This window comes from Pseudomonas sp. TH15 (genome assembly GCF_016651105.1).
Classification (GTDB): Bacteria; Pseudomonadota; Gammaproteobacteria; order Pseudomonadales; family Pseudomonadaceae; genus Aquipseudomonas.
On sequence record NZ_JAEKEL010000001.1, the window covers coordinates 5,147,489 to 5,168,144 of the forward strand.

Consider the following 20,656-nt stretch of genomic DNA (forward strand, 5'->3'; position numbering starts at 1 on the left):
TGCATTGACTGACAGGACGCTTTCGCGAGCAGGCTCGCTCCCACAGGTTTTTTGGTGGAGGCGGGTTCAAGTGCATCCATCACTGGCCATTGGATCAGCCTTTCTCGTCGATCCCGGCTTGCAGGGTCTGGGTGTCCAGATGCCCGCTCAGGGTGACCGGGCCGACTTTCAGGTTGCCGTTTTCCAGGGAAACCTTCGGTGCGTTTTCCTCGGTTTTGTGTGGCAGATCGAGACCTGCGTTGATGCCGTAGTCGCGGTTGCTCAGGTCCGTGGTGCTGACTTTCGAGCCGCCCAGATCCACCCGGGCTTCGGTCGAGGCAATCCGTGCGCCGGTCAGTTGCGTGGCGCCGCCAACCTTCAGATCCACACCTTGTGTGCCGCTGATACCCGAGGCCTGGCCGACGCTGTCCTTGTGCGCATAACCGCCGTCGGCTTTCAGGGTCGGTTTGTAGTCAGTGCCGCCGAGTTTGGCATTGTCGGCGACTTTATCCTTCTCGGCTGGTTTTGCTTTTGTCGCGGTCAGGCCCAAGTCAACGTCGACCTTAGCGCTGGTCTGGCTGTCCTGACGGCTTTCCACGGTCAGATCACCGCCCACCTTGCCGCTGACGGTCCCGGCATCGATCCGCGCACCGGCCAGATGCACATCCCCGGAAGAATTGACGATGACGCTGTCAGCCTTGATCTGACTGTTCTGCTGCGTCGTGCCTTTCAGGTGATCAACCCCAACCTTGGCCCCGGCATTGAAGCCGTGGTCACTGCTGGCAACGTTCTTTTCATCCACAACAACCGGTGTGCTGTTGCTCAGGTTGCCGCCCGCATTCAGCGCGACATTCCAGTTAGTGCGGTTCTGCGTGGACTGGGCCGATTCCTGATTGATCCCACCCTGCTGCGCATCAAGGCTGACGCTCGGGGCGCTGACCTGGGTGCCTTGCAGGTGGATAGCCTCACCGCTGAGAGCGATGTTGCCCTGACTGTTGAGCTGGCCACCGGTCAAGGTTTGGGTGTTTTCGTTGACCCGACCGATGTTGAAATTGCCGCTCAAATTGCCGCCCTGATCAGCGCTTTTCTCAGTACTGGTTTTACTACCACCCACCTTCAGACCACCGCCAAGGTTGCTGCCCGAGGCGCTGTGCGTGTCGGTCGCCGCTTGCAGATCGAGTTTGCCGTCAGCCTTCAAGTCGATGCCGCCTGCCGTATCAACCTTCGTCCCTTGGAGGATTTGATCGCCACCACTGCTCAACACCACTGGGCCTTTGCCCTGAATACTCGCGACCTGAGCCTGGCTGTCTTGCGTCTGTTTGCCGGTGTGATCGAGCTGGAAGCCGGCGCCCAGATCAACATTGGTGCCGTTAGTGCCTGGCGCCGTGCCGACGTTCAGCGAGCCATTGCCGCGCAGACTGGAGGTGTCACTGCTCTGACGGTCGTTGGCCTGATTCAGCGCCAGCTCACCGCCGGTCTTGATCGAAACCCCGCCCTGCCCGCCATCGAAATGGCTGCCTTCAAACTGACCCTTTTCGCGCAGGTTGATGTTCACCCCGTCGCTGCCGGCATAGTTGCCAGCCACCGCGGTGGAGCTGTCTTTGCGCGTCTGGCTGCTGCCGCCCGCACCGCTGCCGGCAACGTTCACGTCTTCACCGGTTTTGGTGTAGACCCGCACGTCAGCCTTGGCGTCCAGCGCCTGATCGGTGCGGCTGTGGGTGTTGCTCGCGGCGCTCGCCACCAACGCGTCGGCGCTGATGTTCACCTTGCCCGAACTCGCCTGGTATTGGGTACCCTGGTCCTGCAAGGTACCGGCGACCTTGACGTCCACGGTGCCGCCCTTGAACTGGCTGACCACGGCGTTGCCGGTTTGCTCGGTATGGCTGGCATCCTGGTGACCGATAGCCACGTCGATGCCGACATTCGGCTGACCGAGATTGGCCAACGCGTCCTTGTCCGGCACCTTGCCGTTCAACACGTCCTTGACTGCCCCGGCGATGGGTCGGGCGATGTCTTTGTATTCGACGTTGGCGCCAATATCCGCCGACCAGTTGCTCTCGTGATGAGTGCTGCTGTCGGTGTTGCTTGCAGCGCGATTGTCGACCTCGTCCGCCGCGACATCCAGACCTTTGCCGGCATCAAGATGCGCGCCTTCGGTGGTGAGCTTTCCGGTATTGATGTTCAGGTTGCCGCTGCTTTGGACGCTGGTGGTTTGCGCCGTGGTTTTGCTGGCGGTGTCTTGCGAGGTGTTGTGGGCGAAATCGACACCACTTCCGGCGCGGTCGAGGCCGCCGGTGTAGTAGAAACCGCCGCTGGTGCTGGTTTTATCGGTCGAAGTGCTGTGGCTATCCTGCTCGGCCAGCAGCGAGACGTTTTTGCCGGTCAGGGTCGCGTCACCGTTGGTGGCTTTGACCTCGGCGCCCTTGAGCATCAGGTCGCCGCCCGCCGCCAGTTGCACGTTGCCGCCGCTGAGGCTGGAGCCCTGCTGCTTGACGTCGTTGCTGGTCACGGTTTGTTGCTTGTCTTCGTAATGCACACCGGCGCGGTACTGGCCGGCGTCCGGGGCGTTTTCCTTGGCGTAGGCGTCGAAGCCACGGGTCTCGGTGGTTTTGCTGCTGTCGCTGGTGTTTTGCGCAGAATGTACTTTCACATCCCCCGCCGCATCAACGCTCAGGGTGCCATCGGCCTTGACCGTCGCGCCGGCCACTTCAATGTCCTTGGCGCTCTTGAGCTTGAGGTTGCTGTCGGAGGTCAGCTCGCTGCGCACCGTGGTGCTGTCCTTGGCGTTCTGCCGGGTTTCGTCCTTGGTGATGCCGAAGAACTTGCTGTCCTTGTCGTGGCTGTTGGCGTGGGAGGTGTCCTGCACGCCATCGATGATCAGCGAACCCTTGTCGCTGACAACACTGGCCTCAGTGCCGCCGCGCACCTGGCTACCGCTGATGCGCACGTCGTCAGCCTTGACGATCAGTTTGCCGGTAGCGTTGACCTTGCTGCCCTGGTTTTGGGTTTTGCCTTGATCGGCGTCGCCGGTCTTGCCGAAGAAACCGCCACCGACCAAATCGCCCGAGTAGCTGTTGTCGCTCTTGCGCTGGGTGCGGCTGGCGCTGGTGATTTCGACCTGTTTGCCGGCGAGGTTGATGTCGCCCTTGCTAGACAATTGCGCACCTTCGGAACGCAGCAATGCCGCCGTGGCCAGGGCGATATTTCCGCCCTTCAACTGACTGGTGATGCTGCGTTGTTCTTCGCTGCTGGTGTCCCAGTTGGCTTTCCACAGGTGTTTGCGGTGGTTGCCCTGGTCGGTTTGGGTGTGGCTTTCGGTGGCGGCGGTCAGGCGCAGGTCGCCGCCGCTTTGGAGGTTCAAATTGTTTGCCGCATCGACTTTGGCCGCCTTGAGTTCGGTGTCGCCACCGGAGGAAAGCTGCGCGTCACGGCTGGCAAGAATCTGGCTGCCGTGCTGGCGCGAGTCGCTGTCGGTCTGGGTCCGGTCGTAGGTTTCCCAGGTGATGCCGATGGTGCTGTTGTTCCAGTTTTCGCGAGTCTGCTGGAGCTTGCGGCTTTCGACGGTGGTCAGGGTCAGGTTGCGTTTGGCGTCGAGTTTGACGTCGCGGCCACTCACGTCGGCAGCGGCCAGGGTCAAGTCTTTGCCGCTGTGCAGGCCGACATCACCCTGGTTGCTGCGCACGCCGGCACGGGTGACGTCGAGGCTGTCGGCAACGGCTTGACCGCTGATGCTCAGGTCGCCAGCGGAACGAATCTGCACGCTATCGCGGCCCGCCACTTGCACCGGGCCAACCCGCACGCCTGCACCTTCAGCGGTACTGACGATGTTGATGCGCCCGGCCTGCATCGCGCCGAACAGGCTGGCGTCGATGCGTTGGTCCTGGGTGTTGCCGGTCGGGTCCACCGCTTTCACCTGGCCACTAGCGTAATCCACCTGATTGCGGCCGACCGTGAGGTTCAGTTGATCCCGCGCACTGAGGCTGCCCTGGCTATCGATACGCGGTGCGATCAGGTTGATCGAGCCTTCGCGGTTTTGCAGGCCCGCGCCTTGAATCTGCAAGCTGCCCTTGGCGTCACGGGTGCTCAGGGCTTGCAGCTTGCCGTCGTTCAATTCGGGGCGACCGACCACTAGGTTGGCGTTCGGCGTGTTGATGAAACTGCCGCCGTTCACCGAGATACCGTTGGGGTTGGCCAACACGTAATCGGCGGATTTTCCGAAGATTTCCTGGGCGCCGTTGAGGGCCGAGGCGTTGCGGCTGATCACTTCGTTGAGGATCACGCTCGCGGCGTGGCCCTGGAACTGCGGGTTGGCCGCCAGTTGCCCGGCGAGCTGGGATTGCCCGGCCTGCAAGGCGTTGTTCAGCACCAAGCCCTGGCGGTCGACGTTGTAGTCCAGAAACTGGTTATGCGACAGGCCGGAACCATTGGGCGCAACGATGTTGACGATGGGCACGCCGCCCTGGGTTTGCAGTTGCGCGGTGCCACCGGGGCCCGGCGCGACCACCACACCACCCGCGAAGGCGCTGGGAAAATGGGCAATCAGGAACAGGCTGGCAATCGCCCAGCGCAGTTTGCCCCGTGGGGAAAGATGGAACGCAAATGTCTGTGCAGGCATAAAAACCTCTCAATTAAAGTGCGGCATCACGTTGCGCGCCGAGTTGTTGGCCGTGGCTGTGGCGCTCAGGTCCGACGGCTGTTGTTGGGTGTTCATAGCGTTAGCCCCACGCGCATCAGCCAGGTTTCTGGCTCCTGATGAAAACCGCTGGGGGTGTTGAGGCTGCGTTGGTAATCGATGTCCACTTGCAGGTTTTTCCAGCTCAGGTTGACCCCGGCGCTGGCCCCGCTCAGACGTTGGCCCTGGGCGCCGTGGTCGGCCTTGATCCAGCCGTTGTCCAGACCCAGGCGCGGGGTGACTTGCATTGGCAAATTGCTTTTTAAAGGCAGGCGCAGGGTGTTGCGCCAGATCGCTCCGCTGGCGCCGGAGGCACTGTTGACCCGGTAACCGCGCACGGCGGAATCGTCGGTGCCCAGCAGCTGTTCGACGGCCGGCAGCGGATCGGGGCTGTATTGCACGTTGAACTGGCTCTGCCATTGCCAGGCCTGCTGGCCAAATTGACCGTTGCGCCACTGGCTGAGGCCGGCGCGGTATTTGCGGAACTGCGCTTTCGGCTGGTTGCTGACCTGGCGATTGGCATCGTCATCGGCGCCGAGCCAGCGCAGGCCCTGGGCATAATTGATGTCCAGGTTCCAGACCGCGCTGTTGAGCCAGAACAGGTTCAGCCCGGCTTCGGCCACGGTCAGCGTCGGGCTCTGGATACCGAGGCGAACGTTCTCCAGGTAGCTGTCGACGTCCTTGTGCGCCAGTTGCAGATTGGCGCTGAGCTGATGACTTTGATCGCGCCACAGCACGCGGTCGGCACGCAAGCTGAGCTGGTCGGTGATACCGGTACTGTGAAACGTCACGCTGGGGAGTTTGAACGGCGCACGGTATTCGGCATGACTGGCGAAGACGCTGTAGGTCCAGTAGCCGTAAGGAATCGCGTAATAAAGGCTGGCGTTGCGGCTGTAGCGATCGCCGTGATTGAGGGTGTCGCTGGCGCTGAGATTGAGTGAGTCGTTGAGCTCCAGCGGGCTGTCGAGACTCAGGCTCAGGGTGTCGCGATCCCGTCCGGTGCTAGCGCTGCCGAGGTTGTCCGCGCCCAGGCCCAACGCCCAACGCGACTGACCGCTGGTGCGCGAACGCAGAATGATCCGCGAGGCGCCGGGCTCGGTGCCGGGGGAGATGTCAGCGGTCAAGTCCACCGAACGCAGACGGTTCAACTGGTCCAGGCCTTGTTCGAGATCGCGCAGGTTCAGCGGCTTGCCAAGCATCCCGGGAAACGCACCGCCGAGGGACACCGGCAGGCTCTGGTCGGCCAGTTCGATGGACTCGACATAACCTTCATCGACCACGATATCCAGCGACTGCCCCGCCGCTGGTGCGCTGCTGAGGTACGGCCGACTGGCGATGTAACCGGCGTCCACGTACAGCGCGGTGATGGTCGCCAGCAGATGGTTGATCTGGCCGACGCCCATGCACGCCGACAGCTGCGGCTTGATTCGCTCGTTGAGTTTTTGGCTGTTGATCAGAGTAACGCCGCCGATGCGCGTACCGCTCAGCGGCCAGCAGCGTTCATCCGGGGTGACTTGGGCGGGCAACGCGGGCGTGACCGGCGGCGCACCGAAACTGCCGCGTTCCAGTTGCCGACGACGTTCTTCCAGTTGCAGTTGTTGCAGGTCGCGCTGTTGCTGTTGCTGCTGGCGCAGTAGTTCCTGGCCTGGAGCGGAAGGGTCAGCGGCCTGAAGGGATGAAACACTCAGGCTCAACAACAAAACCAACAACAGCGTGCGAGGTGTGGGACTGCGACGAGGAACAGCGCGAAGCGAATACGGCACTCAACATCCTTGCGATCATCAAATGGCTCAATGCCATCCCATCAATTTTCGTGATAGTCAGATCGTTCCAACTCAAATGCAAGACGCGTCCTACAACGCTTACATTTCTTAAACAATTGGTCAGCTTTCATTTTCTCAATCACCCATCTGACGACCGGCAGTAAAAATCAATTGTCAGAATATATTACCTGCGTCATATTACATCCGTAATAAACAGCCGTTTCCCACAGGTATTTCCCATGACCAGCATGCCCAACGTTGAACCCGACCTGGCTGTCCCGGTAGCCGCCCGCAAGCCGCCCGTGCTCAAACGTCTGCTTCTGCTGGCTGTGGCCATCGCGGCGTTAGTGGGAATTGGTCTGTACGGCGCCCATTGGTGGACCGCCGGGCGTTTCCTCGAAGAAACCGACGATGCCTACATTGGCGGCGACGTCACGGTGATCGGGCCGAAAGTCGCGGGTTATATCGAAGAAGTGCTGGTGACCGACAACCAGAAGGTCAAGGCCGGCGATGTGCTGGTTCGGCTTGATTCGCGCGACTACCGCGCCAACCTGGCCAAGGCTGAAGGCGCGGTCGCCGCAGAAGAAGCCTTGCTCGCCAACCTCGACGCCACCGAACAACTGCAACACGCGGTGATCGGCCAGGCCCGCGCCGGGATCGATGCCGCTGGTGCCGAAACCTCCCGCTCACGGGATGACGATGCGCGCTACAAAAAACTGGTCGGCAGCAACGCTGTCTCGGTGGAAAGCGCCCAACGCGCCAACGCCACCTTCAAGACTGCGCAGGCAATCAGTGCCCGGGCTCAGGCCGAACTGCTGGCCACCCAACGTCAACTCGATGTGATCGAAACCCAGAAACAACAAGCCCGCGCGGCGTTGATGCAAGCCAAAGCCGAGCGTGACCTGGCGCAATTGAACGTCGGCTACACCGAACTGAAAGCCCCAGTGGACGGTGTGGTCGGCAATCGTCGGGCGCGGGTTGGCGCTTATGCGCAGGCCGGTTCGCAACTGCTGTCGGTGGTGCCATCCAGCGGGTTGTGGGTCGATGCCAATTTCAAGGAAGACCAACTGGCGCGGATGACGTCGGGCCAGCGTGTCGTCATCCGCGCTGATGTGCTTTCGGGTCAGGTGTTCCATGGTCATCTGGACAGCCTTGCCCCGGCCAGCGGCGCGCAGTTCAGCGTGTTGCCGCCGGAGAACGCCACCGGCAACTTCACCAAAATCGTCCAGCGGGTGCCGGTGCGGATCGTCCTCGACCCGGCCGACGGCGTGCTCGATCATTTGCGCCCCGGCCTGTCGGTGACCGCTGAAGTCGACACCCGCGCCGAGGAGAAAACCCCAGCCGTGGCCAGCGCGCCATGAGCCGCGCCCTCGCCGCTCCGGCGCAACCATTCAATGCCGCGGACATGGCGACGGCGACCAAGGTCTTCGCCTTCGCCAGCATGTGCATCGGCATGTTCATTGCGCTGCTGGATATCCAGATCGTCTCCGCCTCCTTGCGCGACATCGGCGGCGGACTCTCGGCCGGCACCGACGAAACCGCGTGGGTGCAAACCAGTTACCTGATTGCTGAAATCATCGTGATCCCGTTGTCCGGCTGGTTGTCCCGGGTGTTCTCGACCCGTTGGTTGTTTTGCGCCTCGGCGGTTGGTTTCACCCTGGCCAGCCTGCTCTGCGGCGCGGCCTGGAATATCCAGAGCATGATCGCCTTTCGTGCCCTGCAAGGTTTTCTCGGCGGTTCGATGATTCCGCTGGTGTTCACCACGGCGTTCTTTTTCTTCACCGGCAAACAACGGGTGATCGCTGCCGCGACCATTGGCGCGGTAGCCTCGCTTGCACCGACGCTGGGCCCGGTTATCGGTGGCTGGATCACCGACATTTCATCCTGGCACTGGCTGTTCTACATCAACCTGGTGCCGGGGATTTTCGTCGCCGTGGCGGTGCCGATGCTGGTGAAGATCGATCAGCCAGAGTTATCGCTGCTCAAGGGTGCCGACTACCTCAGCATGGTGTTTATGGCGCTGTTTCTCGGCTGCCTGGAATACACCCTCGAAGAAGGCCCGCGCTGGAATTGGTTCAGCGACAGCACGATTCTGATCACTGCATGGATCAGCGGACTGTCAGGTCTGGCGTTTATTGGCCGGACATTGTCCGTGGCCAATCCGATCGTTGATTTGCGCGCCTTGAAGGACCGCAACTTTGCCCTCGGCTGCTTCTTTTCCTTCGTCACCGGGATTGGCCTGTTCGCCACCATTTACCTGACGCCGCTGTTTCTCGGCCGGGTCCGTGGCTACAGCGCGCTGGACATTGGCCTGGCGATTTTTTCCACCGGGGTGTTCCAGATCATGGCGATTCCGCTGTACGCCTTTCTGGCCAACCGCGTCGACCTGCGCTGGATCATGATGACCGGCCTTGGGCTGTTCGCGTTGTCGATGTGGGATTTCAGCCCGATCACCCATGACTGGGGCGCGAGAGAATTGATGCTGCCGCAAGCCTTGCGCGGGATTGCCCAGCAACTGGCAGTGCCACCGGCAGTGACCCTGACCTTGGGTGGCCTGGCCCCGTCGCGACTCAAACATGCTTCCGGGTTGTTCAACCTGATGCGCAACCTGGGCGGCGCCATCGGTATCGCCGCTTGCGCGACCATCCTCAACGACCGTACCAACCTGCATTTCACACGTTTGGCTGAACACTTGAACAGCACCAACGAAGCACTCAACCAGTGGCTGTCCCAGGTAGGCAACAACTTCGCCGCCCTCGGCCAAAGCGGTGACGCGGGTGTCACCGCCAGCCTGCACCAACTGTGGCTGCTGACTTACCGCGAAGCGCAGACGCAAACCTATGGCGACGCGTTTTTGATGATCATGGTCTGCTTCATTATCGCCACGGCGATGGTGCCCTTGATGCGCAAGGTAAAACCACCGGCCGCGCCGTCAGCAGACGCTCATTGATCAGGCTTGAGGCATTTTGCGGAAACCAATCGCCAGGCGATTCCAGGCGTTGATGGTGGTGATCGCCACAGTCAGATCGACCATTTCCTTGGGGCTGAACTCGGAGACCGCCAGTTCATAGTCTTCGTCCGAGGCGTGGGTCTGGCTCACCAGGGTCAGGGACTCGGTCCAGGCCAGCGCCGCACGTTCACGCGGGGTGAAGAACGGCGTTTCGCGCCAGGCCGACAAAGTGTACAGACGACGCTCGTCTTCACCGCCCTTGCGGGCATCGGCGCTGTGCATATCGAGGCAGAAGGCGCAGCCGTTGATTTGCGAGGTTCGCAGCTTGACCAGTTCGATCAGGTTCTTTTCCAGCGGCAGTTTCGAGACGGCGGTTTCCAGGGCGATCATAGCCTTGAGGGCGTCTGGGGAAGCAGTGTAGAAATCGATGCGAGGTTTCATGGTGGGTTTCCGGGGCGAGTGAATGTGTGACTACGTTAGTCCTCACCTCGGGTTCATCAAATAGCCAATATTGCCGAAGATCAGGAGGCCACTCGCGAACACCCGCGACCGCTCGTCAGCCGACCGGCACCAAGGGTTCTGCGCGTCAGACCAATATCAGGTGTATCCCCTTTCTGGAGACGTACCATGATGACGCGCAAACTCACCTCGATATTGCTCGCCGGCCTGCTGGCTACGGCATCGGCCGCCAGCTTCGCCGCCAATGACGGCGCTGATGCGACCGGCACCAAATCCGGCGCAACCAGCGGCTCGACCATGCCGCCGGACAACACCCCCGGTGCACCATCGGGTGGTAACAGTTCCGACGGCGCCGGTTCCGGCACTGGCACCAATGGCGGCGCCAGCGGCTCAGGTTCGGGGGCGGGTGGCGGCACCGGTTCGGCCGGCGGTGGCACTGGCGGTGCAGGCGGTGGCACGGGTGGCTGAACGAACAAGAGTCATCCGTGGTAATGCCTTCCTGTAGGAGTGAGTTTGCTCGCGATTGCGCAGTGTCAGTCACTGATGTGTTGAATGGGCTGACGCCATCGCGAGTAGGCTCGCCCCTACAGGGGTTTTGTTGAGTTTTGATCAGCGATCGGAGCGCAGCAGCTCGGCGATGCCACCGTCCATCGACAACACCGCGGCGCGGTTACGCCCGGCATTTTTCGCTTGATACAACGCCGCATCGGCCCGCTGGATAAACACTTCCAGACTGTCATTGCCGCTCGGAATAAACGAATAGCAACCCAGGCTGACCGTCACGTAACCGGTGGGTGAGCCGCTGTGGGTGATGTTCTTGTCCATGACGCTGCGGCGGATCTGCTCGGCAATCGCCATCGCACCGTGAATGTCGGTGTCGGGCAGCAACGCCGCGAACTCTTCGCCACCGTAGCGCACCGCCAGATCAGCCTTGCGATGGCAGCAACTCTTGAGCGCTCGCGCCACTTCGGCCAGGCAGTGATCTCCGGCCACGTGGCCGTAGGTATCGTTGTAACGCTTGAAGAAATCGATATCGAGCATCACCAGGCTCAGCGGGCTTCCCTGTCGGGCGCCACGGCCGAATTCGATCTCCAGCGCCCGTTCGAACAGACGCCGGTTTGCCAGGCCGGTCAGGCTGTCATGGGTCGCGATCAGTTCCAGCGCTTCCTGGGCCTTGCGCAGGTCAGCTTCGATCCGCCCCCCGTCGCGCACTTGATGAATGAACACCCAGCCGAACAGCCCCACGCCCAATACCACCAAGGCCACAATGACGCTGGATTGAAACGCGGTGGCGTACCACTCCTTGAGAATCGCGTCCCTGGAGGATGCCGCCGACACCACCAGCGGATAACTCTCCAACTGTCGGTAGCCATACAAGCGAACCGTGTCGTCGACCACCGAACTGATCATCGCGTTGCCAGAGGTGGCGACGGGCAGATGCTTCTGGAAAATCGCCCCTTGGGCCAACGAGGTGCCGATTTGCGCTTCAACAAACGGTCGGCGCGCCAGTAACGTGCCGTCCGTGAGCGCCAAAAACATTGCCCCGTGGTCATCAATGCTGAAGCTTTTGAAGAACTGATCGAAGTACGACATCTTGATGCCGGCCAGCAACACGCCCTCGAAGTTGCCGTCCTTGTCGTTGATGCGCTTGGTCACCGGAATGATCCACTCGCCGTTCTCGCGACTGCGAATCGCCGGCCCGATGTGCGCCAGGGACGAGACGTTTTGCTGGTGGTATTTGAAGTATTCGCGATCCATTACACCGGAGCCCCGGGGCAAATCCTGAAACGAGGTCACGACCCACTGACCTTGTTTGTCGAACAGGAAAATCCCGTGCAACTGGTGCAGCGCCTGCACCCGTCGGGCGAAGGTTTTCTGCAAGCGCGGCTTTTGTTCACCATCGAAACCATCTGCCTGAATCCAGTCCACAAGACTGGTCAGCACCAGATCGGCCTTGGTAAACGTGTCTTCAGCCTGCTGCGCCATCGCCCGGGTGAGGTTAGATGATGCGATTTGCGCCAGGGCCAGGTCATGACGGCGTGACTGCTCCAGTTGCAAGTACAGCAAGCCGCACAGGCATAGGCACACCGCCGCAATAAACAGCGCCGCAGCCTTGAGCAGAGGCAGGCGTTTCAGGGAGCCTCCGGGAGCCTGGTGCGGATCGTGAATGGGGATTGGCAAAAGCGTGTCCTGAGCAGGTACGACAAGGGCAAAGGCCCGAAACCCTTAGTTTTTGTGAGCGTAGTTCACCGAGATGCGCCGGGCAAACGCCAGCGGCCCGCCAAGTTGTATCGGCGCGCGGCGAATTTGGATGATTGTTTGAAGAAAATATTTTCGAACGCCGTATAAACAGTCATAAACCGCACGAGCGCAGACGCGAAGTCTGCCGAACTCGAGACTTAGCAAGATCTGCAAAGATGCAAGCAACGCTAGCGTAATCAGGTCAGGCCGCCGAAAACCCTGTGGCGAGGGAGCAAGCGCCCCTGCCACAGGTTCAGTCTTCAGTCTTCAGTCTTTTCAGCCTTTAGTGCTCAGCCGATTGGCTGTGGGCCATGTCAGCGCGAAGGCGGCACACGGATGTCGCCCGCCCGGCACTGGGTTTTCACGCCTTTGCCGCACGCGCCGAACTGCAGATCCTTGCCCATGCACACGCGCACTTCCGACAGTTCCGGGCCGCTGCATATCACTGCAATGCCGTTGGCCGGAATTCCCGGATTGGCCTTACGGAACAGGTCTGCAATCTCCTGCGCCTCGAAGTAGTACGAGGTGCTGAACGGTTGCAGTTCATCAGGGATTTTCACCGCCGCGACGGCTTTATCCGCTTCGTCCAGATAGCCCATCGCGCCGAGGCCGCTGCACGTGCCGTGCTTGGACCATTCGTGATCGAGCAGTTTTTTGGTCGGGAACAACGTCAGGCCTTTTGCGGTTTCCGCTGCCGACAGCGTAGTCAGCGGCGGGCAGGATTCCGGCCAGCCACCACCGGCGTATTGCGGCCACAGGCCATGCAGGACAAAGCCATAGCCCTTGCTGGAACACTGCACATCGTCCTTGTGGGTCAGACAAAATGTCGGCGACCACGACAGCGTCAGCAAGTAGTAATCGAATACCCCCGCCACCGCTTCCGCTTGCACTTTGCTCGACTGCGATTGCCGCGCCGAACTCAAACCGATGCTACCGACCGTCAGCGCAATCACTGCCAAAATTGTAAACAGCTTTTTCATCTACCCGCTCCTTGGGACGCCTGCGTCCGTGGTTTTCGATCCTGACCAGTCTTGGTCAGAGGTGATTTGGACATGCTTGTGTTGCAAGTGCATGACGCAAGGCAAGGCCCTACGCCGTTGAAAGGTCTACGATTAATAAGCAGACATCAAATACAGGGATCCGAAATGAGTAAAGCAGACGAACTCGCCGCGAAGCTCAAGCAAACCCAACCTGCCCATGCGGACGCGGCGCTGGAGATCGATTGCTGGCCGGCGCAAGTGTATGCCCTTTACCACCGCATCGAAGGGTGGCTGCTACCGGTCACCGAAGTTGGCCTGAAAATCCGGCGTAATCCGACCCACGTTTGCGAAACATCGCCGGATGGCGAAGCGCATGATTACGCCATCGACCAATTGGTCATCGAGGCGAATAACCAAAGCCTGACATTTGATCCCATCGCACGGTTTACCGAGGATGGCGCCGGACGGGTGCAAATCACCCTGCCGGACCGCAACACTTACCTGTTGCGAACTGTCGATGAACACCAAGAAAGCCACTGGTGGCTGCAGACCGTTGAAACCGGGCAACAACTGGATGCCATCGCGTTGACCGAAAATAACTTGCTGCAGGCGGTGCAGGAAGGTCTCGGTTTGTAGGTGCGATTACTGGCGCCGTGCCGAGCAAAAATCGACGATTGCCCGTGATACCGCGTCGATCATCTGCGGGTCGGCGTGGCCCGCGCAAAATAGACGAAACTGTGCATCCGGCAACACCGGCAAGCCATGCTCTTCACCCAGCGCAACCAAACCCTGACCCAGTTGACTTGCCGCCATCGGTGCCAAGGCAAACCCCGACAAGGCTGCCGCGCGCAACCCGGCCGTGCTGGAACAGAGCATGGCGGTACGCTGCGTGAGGCCGGCCTGAGCCAAACGGGTCAACGCTGCTTCACGGTAAGGACACGGCTCGGGGAACAATGCCAGCGGTATGGGGTTGGGCAGTTGCGTGACCGGTTGTGCCGCCCACGCCCACACCAGCGGTTCCTGCCAGAGCAGCAGCCCCGACTCACCGGTGTCACACAGCGAGCCCAGCACCATCTCCAGATCACCCTGTTTCATCAGGTTCAATAACGTTGCGGGGATGTTTACCTGCACATCGATTTCCATGCCCGGATGTTGCGCTGCGCACTCCTGCAACACCCGCAACAGCCGTGCCTCGACAAAATCCTCGGAAATGCCAATCCGCACCCGCCCCTGAAACGGCGTACGTGTGAGCTGCGCCCAGGCGTCGCGGTTCAGCGCGAGAATCGTCCGCGCATACGCCATCAGGCGCTCACCATCCGGCGTCAGTCGTTGTGATCGCGTCGTGCGTTTGAGCAGCGGCTTGCCGACCTGCTCTTCCAGACGCCGCAAATGCCCGCTGACCGCCGATTGCGTCAGATGGAGTTTCTCGGCGGCACGACTGAAACCGTCCTCGTCGACGACGGTGACAAAAGTCTTGAGTAATTGCGCGTCAAACATAGTGAGATACGTGATCAATGGCGGGTTTATTTACGATTTATAGTTAGTAGCGCGCTATGTTGCAATGCCTCGCACTTTCTCCCCGTCTGCCGAGGCTCAACGTGACCACCCTTCTGCACATCGAATGCTCACCGCGCAAACAACGCTCTGCCTCGCGGGAGGTCGCTCGGAGTTTTATCGAGCGCCATCAACAACACCACCCGCAGACACGCGTCGAAACCCTGGATCTATGGAGCCTGCACCTGCCGGAATTCGGTGAAGAGGCGATGAACGCCAAGTATGCCGGCCTCAGCGGCGTTGCCCGGACAGCGACCCAACAATCGGCCTGGGAGGAACTCGAAGCGCTCGCCGCTCACCTGCACCGCGCCGATATGCTGGTGTTGTCGGTGCCGCTGTGGAATTACAGCATTCCGTACAAACTCAAGCACTTCATCGATCTGGTGTCGCAGAAAGACATCCTCTTCAGCTTCGACCCCGAGCGTGGCCCGCAAGGTTTGCTGCAAGGCAAGACTGCCGTGGTCACCTACGCCCGTGGCCTGGATTTTTCCGCGCAATCGACCACACCCGCCGAGCGTTTCGACTTTCAGAAACCCTATGTGGAGGCGTGGCTGGAATTTATCGGGATCCGTGATGTGCACGCGGTGATTGTCGAGAAGACCATTCTTGGCGCAGAGATGGACCGCGACGCGCGGCTTGGCGCCGTACAACAGGCGCGGGAACTGGCCGATCGCCTCGCTGGATAAAGCGGCTGCGCAACCCGCCAGCGACGAGACACCGTGTGCAGCGCGACTCGTCCCTGGCGTTCGGTGACGGCCCTGATGACACCTGCGCAAACCATTCACTACACTGGGCCACCTTCCTTTTCAGAAGCCCGAGCGCAATGACAATTCTAAAAAGCACGACGATTCTTTGCACCGCGCTGGCATTCGCCACCGCCGTTCATGCCGAGGAAAACACTTCGCATCTGGACAGCGTCATGCAGCAAGGTCTGCTGACGGTCTGCACCACCGGCGACTACAAGCCCTACACCTACAAAAATGAAAACGGCGAGTACGAAGGCATCGACATCGCGATGGCTCGCTCCCTGGCCGACAGCCTCGGGGCCAAGGTTAATTGGGTACAGACCACCTGGAAAACCCTGATGCCCGACCTGCTCGCGGGCAAATGCGACATCGCGATGGGCGGGATTTCGGTGACGCTGGAACGGCAGAAAAAGGCCTATTTCAGTAGCACTCTGGATGTCGATGGCAAGGTTCCATTGGTGCGCTGTGAAGATCAGGCGCGTTACCAGACCATCGAGCAAATCAACCAGCCGTCGGTGCGGTTGATCGAGCCGGCGGGCGGCACCAATGAGGCGTTCGTGCATGCCTTCCTGCCCAAGGCGCAGCTGATGCTTCACGACAATGTGACGCTGTTCCAGGCGCTGCTGGACAAGAAGGCTGACGTGATGATCACTGATGCTTCAGAGGCGCTCTATCAGCAGAAACTCAAACCCGGGCTATGCGCGGTCAACCCAGGCCACTACTTCCAGTACGGCGAAAAAGCCTATTTGCTGCCACGCGATGACATTACCTGGAAGCAATACGTCGATCAGTGGCTGCACCTGACCAAGGTTACCGGAAACTATCAGAAAGTTGTCGGTGAATGGCTGGCAGTGCCGCAGTAAGGGTTTTCAGCGCTGCATCGGCCTCGCTGTCGGGTGCGGCGGTCATGACGATGAGTCTGCGGGTCGACGTTGGTGCGCCTCTGCTCCAGAGGCGTGTAGTGGTCGAGAAAATGGTCGGGGTCTTCAACCTGATATTAACCTTAGGCCCGCCACTAAAACTGTGGCGAGGGAGCTTGCTCCCGCTGGGCTGCGCAGCGGCCCCGCTCTTTAAAAAGAAGGGGACTGCTGCGCAGTCCAACGGGAGCAAGCTCCCTCGCCACGGGTTATTCGTCACTGGTCAATCGTCATGCAACATCCCGGAGCTGTACTGGTTGAGGCTATTGCCAATACTGTTCCCGCCAAACTTCAGCGTCGTCGCATTACTGCGCCCGTCCGGCGACTGACAATTAGCCGAAAAACAACTCGTCGTGGTCAATCCACCGGCGCCCGAACAAGCGCTCAACACCGATACAGCTGCAGCAATCAACAGCACTTTGACGACATTGGCGCTCATGGGCACGGCTCCCCTCGGGTCCCCTCGGGATGAAAAAGCAAGACAACACGACCTTATGCCACCATCCTAGTACCACGCCCAAAACGGCAACATGAAACTTCACCGACCGACAGCGCGGGTTCAGCTTGAGAAAAACCGCGAGACCAGGACAGCCCATGCAATTCCTTCCCCTGACCGACGCCAGCCCCGACATCCAGGCTCATGTGCGCACCCTGCGCAATCAGCCGGACGTGCGCAAATACATGTACACCTCTCACGAAATCAGTGAACAGGAACATGCCGATTGGCTGACGTCCCTGCACGGCAATCCGCGCCAGCAAGTGTTCGTGGTGATCAAGGATGAGCAAGCGGTTGGGGTTGTTTCGCTGAATGCGATCAACGTTTTGCAGAAAACCGCTGATTGGGCGTTTTATCTGGACGTTGGCTTACAGGGCAAAGGCCTGGGCAGTGCGGTCGAGTTCTGGATGCTCGATTACGCGTTTGATGTCGCCGGGTTGGAGAAGCTCAATTGCGAAGTGCTGTCGATGAATTCGGCAGTGGTGAAAATGCATCAGAAGTTCGGGTTTGAGGTCGAGGGTTTCCGGCGGCAGAACGTGGTGAAGGATGGCGTGCGGATTGATGTGGTTTTGTTGGGCATCGCCAAGCCTGAATGGCAGAGCAGACGCCCGGCGCTAGCCGCTGTTATCGAACGAATCACAGCGGGCTGAAGGAGATCAGCCCTTCAGCCACGCCCCCGAAGGAATCTGAGCCAATGCCTTGAACGCAGGCTTGGCAAACCAGAAACCCTGCATCAGATAAATCCCGCAATCGGCGAGAAAGTCTCTTTCCTCCGCCTCTTCGATGCCCTCGGCGATCACCTCCACGCCCAGTTCTCGGCACATGGTCACAACGTTTCGCACGATCACCTGGCGAACACGATCACGGTGAATATCGCGAATCAGTGCCAAATCCAGTTTGATCAGATCCGGCTGAAAATCCGCCAACAGATTCAGGCCGGAATAGCCCGCGCCAAAATCGTCGATCGCGGTCTTGAAACCAAACTCCCGGTACTCACGCAATATCGTCATCAAATGCTTATTGCTTTCAACGTGCTCGCCCTCAACCGCCTCGAAAATCAGCCGATCCAGCGGAAAACCGTGAACGCGCGCCGCTTCCAGCGTGCTGCGAATGCACAGCTGCGGACGGTAAACGGCGTTCGGCAAAAAGTTGATCGACAGATACTCGGCCATCCCTAACTCGGCAGCCGAGGAAATAGCCCGCACCCGACACAGTTGATCGAATCGATAACGGTTTTGATCGTCTATGCGCTCAAGGACAGACAACGCCCCTTCACCATTCACACCACGAACCAGGGCTTCATGGGCAAAGATCGATTGGTCGCGCAGGTCGACAATGGGCTGAAAAGCGAAAGCGAATTCCATATCCGGTTCGCCGGTATCTTTACAGCCCTGGCAGCCTCGGGGAGCGCCAGATGGTTTTGCAAAGTCGGTCATGACACCCCCTGAAAACGAGTTACAACCTTCCCTGGTCGTAAATTATTGAACCGAGTTACCGGCAAACGCCACTTGAATGGTAATCCTCGGCGCTTGGAACTTTGAATTCAGCGCAGGCTCATCGTTCACTTGATCAGGTGCGAAAATGCGCGGTCATTCGTTGCAGGTCCTGCCCCAGCGACGCCAGTTCGATCGTCGCTGTCGCACTTTCTTCGCTGGCGACAGCCGACTGGTCGGCCACATCACGCACACTGACGATGCTGCGATTGATTTCGTCAGCCACGGCACTTTGCTGTTCGGCGGCGGCGGAGATCTGCAGGCTCATTTCCTGGATCGTCCCGATGGACTGATTGATCTCGGTAATTGCCAGCTCGGCCTTCTGCGCCAGCACCACCGTATCGAGCGTTCGCTCGCGGCTGGAGACCATCAGCGTAGCGGCCGCTTGCGTGCGTTGTTGCAGAGTGATGATTAGCGCTTCGATTTCCTTGGTCGAGTCCTGTGTGCGCTGAGCCAGCGAACGCACTTCATCTGCGACCACGGCGAACCCGCGCCCCTGCTCGCCCGCCCGCGCCGCTTCGATAGCGGCGTTCAACGCGAGCAAATTGGTCTGCTCGGCGACGGCTTTGATCACGTCGATCACTTTGCCGATCTGTTCACTGTCCTGAGACAGCACGTTCATCGCAGTGCCCAACTCTTCAATGGCCACAGACAATTCACTGATCTGCACAGTCGCCTGCTTCACCACTGCACTGCCGTGACGAGCCTGTTGATCGGCCAAGGTCGCGGCAGCAGACGCATCGGTGGTGTTGCGGGCCACTTCCTGCACGGTCGAGGCCATTTCGTGCATCGCCGTGGCAACTTGATCCACTTCACTTTTTTGCTGACGCACACCCGCGCTGGTCTGCTCGCTCATGGCCGAGAGTTTTTCCGCAGAAGTGGAAATATGCGTCACGCCATTGCCGATACCCTGCACCAGCATGTTCAGGTTTTGCGCCATGTCCTGCATCGCATTTTGCATATCGCCCAACTCATCTTTACGGTTTGATTTGGCCTTTACCGTCAGATCGCCTTTGGCAATACGCCGGGCCAGATCAACCGTCAGCGCCAGCGGCGCAGTGATCTGGCGCGAAATGACCACCGAAGCAAACAGCCCGACCACCAGCGCCAACACGGTCAACAGCGCAATCTGGATAAAGGCTGAGTGCTGATCTTCACGCGCCAGGCGCTGCTGGGTGTCCATCAGGCCGTTCACGATGCTGTCCATCGCCTTGCTTTCCTGATCGACCTGCTGGCGCATGCTTTGCTTCTGCTCAAACAGCCCGGTCACTTCTACCAATACTTCGCGATAACGACGCATACCGGCGTGCGCTTCTTCCAACTGACTCGACAGGGTCGCCGGCAGGCTGGCACGCGCTTGGGTGATATCGCTCAGGAACGTATCGATGGTCTCCAGCAGCACTTTTTTGTTCACCTCGTCGGGCACCGCAATGTAACGACGCAACATCAGGCGAAACGTGGTCATGCCGTAGCGCAAGTCGGCCACGCTGCGCAGTTCCCGAACGCGTTCGCTATCGGCAGACACCAAGGCACTGCTCGTGGTGCCTTCAAGCATGCCGGCAAAAGTCTGCGCGTACTTGTCCGACAGCGCACCCAGCGGTTTCAGGGCATCCGTCGTCGACTTATCGGCATCGATCAGCCGCTTTACCTTCTGATCATAGGCAACAATCGTGGATTGCAACGCCTTCAAGGCTTGCTGGTTTTCAGTGCGCGTCAATGTTTCGAGTGCCTTGCTCACAAGGCCCTGCAAGACATTCAGCTGAACGCGATAAGCGTCGGCGAAAGCTGCATCGGCGGCCGCTTCGTACTGTTTCTCGGACAGACGCATATTTTGCGTAGCGTCATTCAGCGTGCCGATCAGGCGCGTCGTGCTCAAGCGATCCACCAGCACGTTGTTGCTGTTATAGCCAATGAAGGCAACCGCCAGAACAGCCAGCAAAAGAATGCCGAAACCGGTTCCCAGCTTGCGGGAAACTTTCATGTCACCCAGGAAATTCGATGCAACTGCCATATTCAGCCTCAAACGCCCTGACGCTAAACGCCAGGCACAAAAAATAGATCTCCGGCAACCACAGTCACCGTCCAGACATTCAGGGGTCGTCATCCAAGGCGTGCTACGGGACGCTCCAGCTGTCCCGGAAATGCAAAATGCGCCTGCTGGTTGTCACGTCCGTAAGAGCCCGGCGCGAACATCGACAGACAACGCCAACACATCGCAGAAAGAAGGTCTGGATGCAGGGTTTATCGATTCAGCAGAGGTGTCTGGGAGGGATGCTATTAACTTTGCGAAAACTTGTACAACTTTTTATTTTTGTACAATCGTTGAACTTTTGGAGCTGCGTGATGACGCATTGCCATCACGATTTGTGGCACATCGCTACTGGCGCAAAAAGACGCTGAAAATGC

Annotated in this window: 16 protein-coding genes and 1 pseudogene; 7 read left to right on the top strand and 10 right to left on the bottom strand. The window is 59.6% G+C overall.

Annotation, left to right across the window (positions count from 1 at the left end; genetic code table 11):
- Positions 1-94: 94 nt before the first annotated feature.
- Both JFT87_RS23195 and JFT87_RS23200 read right to left on the bottom strand, forming a co-directional pair.
- Positions 95-4,594 carry a hemagglutinin repeat-containing protein gene (locus tag JFT87_RS23195; RefSeq protein WP_201204857.1) on the bottom strand — a complete coding sequence of 1,500 codons (4,500 nt, stop codon included), beginning with the start codon at positions 4,592-4,594 and terminating at the stop codon, positions 95-97.
- 92 nt (positions 4,595-4,686) lie between these two features.
- Positions 4,687-6,414: a ShlB/FhaC/HecB family hemolysin secretion/activation protein gene (locus JFT87_RS23200; RefSeq protein ID WP_201204859.1), complete on the bottom strand. Its 1,728-nt coding sequence runs from the start codon at positions 6,412-6,414 to the stop codon at positions 4,687-4,689.
- A 239-nt stretch (positions 6,415-6,653) separates the two neighbouring features.
- Between JFT87_RS23200 and JFT87_RS23205 the strand changes: the two genes are divergently transcribed.
- A complete protein-coding gene (locus tag JFT87_RS23205) occupies positions 6,654-7,775 on the top strand; it encodes an HlyD family secretion protein (protein WP_201204860.1) in 1,122 nt (373 codons plus the stop codon).
- Positions 7,772-9,364 carry a DHA2 family efflux MFS transporter permease subunit gene (locus JFT87_RS23210; RefSeq protein ID WP_201204862.1) on the top strand — a complete coding sequence of 531 codons (1,593 nt, stop codon included), beginning with the start codon at positions 7,772-7,774 and terminating at the stop codon, positions 9,362-9,364. The genes JFT87_RS23205 and JFT87_RS23210 overlap by 4 nt, the downstream gene beginning before the upstream one ends.
- On the opposite strand, the gene JFT87_RS23215 is transcribed toward JFT87_RS23210, so the two are convergent.
- Complete coding sequence (locus JFT87_RS23215; protein WP_201204864.1) at positions 9,365-9,805, bottom strand: carboxymuconolactone decarboxylase family protein; 441 nt, start codon at positions 9,803-9,805, stop codon at positions 9,365-9,367.
- A gap of 186 nt (positions 9,806-9,991) precedes the next feature.
- On the opposite strand from JFT87_RS23215, the gene JFT87_RS23220 reads away from it, so the two are divergent.
- On the top strand, positions 9,992-10,291 hold the full coding sequence (locus JFT87_RS23220) for a hypothetical protein (RefSeq protein WP_201204866.1): 300 nt from the start codon (positions 9,992-9,994) through the stop codon (positions 10,289-10,291).
- Positions 10,292-10,432: 141 nt separating this feature from the next.
- Here the strand turns inward: JFT87_RS23220 and JFT87_RS23225 are convergent, their stop codons facing one another.
- Both JFT87_RS23225 and JFT87_RS23230 read right to left on the bottom strand, forming a co-directional pair.
- On the bottom strand, positions 10,433-12,004 hold the full coding sequence (locus tag JFT87_RS23225; protein ID WP_201204868.1) for a sensor domain-containing diguanylate cyclase: 1,572 nt from the start codon (positions 12,002-12,004) through the stop codon (positions 10,433-10,435).
- Between the two features lie 374 nt (positions 12,005-12,378).
- A complete protein-coding gene (locus JFT87_RS23230) occupies positions 12,379-13,044 on the bottom strand; it encodes a ribonuclease T2 (protein WP_201204870.1) in 666 nt (221 codons plus the stop codon).
- A 165-nt stretch (positions 13,045-13,209) separates the two neighbouring features.
- On the opposite strand from JFT87_RS23230, the gene JFT87_RS23235 reads away from it, so the two are divergent.
- Complete coding sequence (locus JFT87_RS23235; RefSeq protein WP_201204872.1) at positions 13,210-13,680, top strand: hypothetical protein; 471 nt, start codon at positions 13,210-13,212, stop codon at positions 13,678-13,680.
- A gap of 6 nt (positions 13,681-13,686) precedes the next feature.
- On the opposite strand, the gene JFT87_RS23240 is transcribed toward JFT87_RS23235, so the two are convergent.
- Positions 13,687-14,541 (bottom strand): LysR family transcriptional regulator, encoded by an 855-nt coding sequence (locus JFT87_RS23240; RefSeq protein WP_201204874.1) that lies wholly within the window; start codon positions 14,539-14,541, stop codon positions 13,687-13,689.
- Positions 14,542-14,642: 101 nt separating this feature from the next.
- Here JFT87_RS23240 and JFT87_RS23245 point away from each other — a divergent pair, with 101 nt between their 5' ends.
- Positions 14,643-15,284, top strand: coding sequence for an NAD(P)H-dependent oxidoreductase (locus tag JFT87_RS23245; protein ID WP_201204876.1), 642 nt, complete (start codon positions 14,643-14,645; stop codon positions 15,282-15,284).
- Between the two features lie 137 nt (positions 15,285-15,421).
- Positions 15,422-16,207 (top strand): transporter substrate-binding domain-containing protein, encoded by a 786-nt coding sequence (locus JFT87_RS23250; protein WP_201204878.1) that lies wholly within the window; start codon positions 15,422-15,424, stop codon positions 16,205-16,207.
- A 277-nt stretch (positions 16,208-16,484) separates the two neighbouring features.
- On the opposite strand, the gene JFT87_RS23255 is transcribed toward JFT87_RS23250, so the two are convergent.
- Complete coding sequence (locus JFT87_RS23255; RefSeq protein ID WP_201204880.1) at positions 16,485-16,700, bottom strand: hypothetical protein; 216 nt, start codon at positions 16,698-16,700, stop codon at positions 16,485-16,487.
- Positions 16,701-16,855: 155 nt separating this feature from the next.
- On the opposite strand from JFT87_RS23255, the gene pseH reads away from it, so the two are divergent.
- On the top strand, positions 16,856-17,407 hold the full coding sequence (gene pseH / locus JFT87_RS23260) for a UDP-4-amino-4,6-dideoxy-N-acetyl-beta-L-altrosamine N-acetyltransferase (protein WP_201204882.1): 552 nt from the start codon (positions 16,856-16,858) through the stop codon (positions 17,405-17,407).
- Positions 17,408-17,413: 6 nt separating this feature from the next.
- On the opposite strand, the gene rimA is transcribed toward pseH, so the two are convergent.
- The 3 genes and pseudogenes from rimA to JFT87_RS28925 all read right to left on the bottom strand — a co-directional run.
- Positions 17,414-18,193, bottom strand: coding sequence for a S6 modification regulatory phosphodiesterase RimA (rimA, locus tag JFT87_RS23265; protein WP_201204884.1), 780 nt, complete (start codon positions 18,191-18,193; stop codon positions 17,414-17,416).
- A 133-nt stretch (positions 18,194-18,326) separates the two neighbouring features.
- Positions 18,327-19,211, bottom strand: a complete 885-nt coding sequence (locus JFT87_RS28920; RefSeq protein WP_446739738.1) for a methyl-accepting chemotaxis protein — start codon at positions 19,209-19,211, stop codon at positions 18,327-18,329.
- A pseudogene (locus JFT87_RS28925) lies at positions 19,185-20,354 on the bottom strand (methyl-accepting chemotaxis protein); the annotation flags it as partial. The pseudogene JFT87_RS28925 and the gene JFT87_RS28920, both read right to left, overlap by 27 nt.
- Positions 20,355-20,656: the final 302 nt, after the last annotated feature.

Bases quoted from the DNA above. Each gene is read 5' to 3' on its own strand.
- JFT87_RS23195 (WP_201204857.1), bottom strand. From the start codon at position 4,594: ATGCCTGCACAGACATTTGCGTTCCATCTTTCCCCACGGGGCAAACTG.
- JFT87_RS23205 (WP_201204860.1), top strand. From the start codon at position 6,654: ATGACCAGCATGCCCAACGTTGAACCCGACCTGGCTGTCCCGGTAGCC.
- JFT87_RS23210 (WP_201204862.1), top strand. From the start codon at position 7,772: ATGAGCCGCGCCCTCGCCGCTCCGGCGCAACCATTCAATGCCGCGGAC.
- JFT87_RS23215 (WP_201204864.1), bottom strand. From the start codon at position 9,805: ATGAAACCTCGCATCGATTTCTACACTGCTTCCCCAGACGCCCTCAAG.
- JFT87_RS23220 (WP_201204866.1), top strand. From the start codon at position 9,992: ATGATGACGCGCAAACTCACCTCGATATTGCTCGCCGGCCTGCTGGCT.
- JFT87_RS23230 (WP_201204870.1), bottom strand. From the start codon at position 13,044: ATGAAAAAGCTGTTTACAATTTTGGCAGTGATTGCGCTGACGGTCGGT.
- JFT87_RS23235 (WP_201204872.1), top strand. From the start codon at position 13,210: ATGAGTAAAGCAGACGAACTCGCCGCGAAGCTCAAGCAAACCCAACCT.
- JFT87_RS23240 (WP_201204874.1), bottom strand. From the start codon at position 14,541: ATGTTTGACGCGCAATTACTCAAGACTTTTGTCACCGTCGTCGACGAG.
- JFT87_RS23250 (WP_201204878.1), top strand. From the start codon at position 15,422: ATGACAATTCTAAAAAGCACGACGATTCTTTGCACCGCGCTGGCATTC.
- JFT87_RS23255 (WP_201204880.1), bottom strand. From the start codon at position 16,700: ATGAGCGCCAATGTCGTCAAAGTGCTGTTGATTGCTGCAGCTGTATCG.
- pseH (WP_201204882.1), top strand. From the start codon at position 16,856: ATGCAATTCCTTCCCCTGACCGACGCCAGCCCCGACATCCAGGCTCAT.
- rimA (WP_201204884.1), bottom strand. From the start codon at position 18,193: ATGACCGACTTTGCAAAACCATCTGGCGCTCCCCGAGGCTGCCAGGGC.
- JFT87_RS28920 (WP_446739738.1), bottom strand. From the start codon at position 19,211: ATGCAAAATGCGATGCAGGACATGGCGCAAAACCTGAACATGCTGGTG.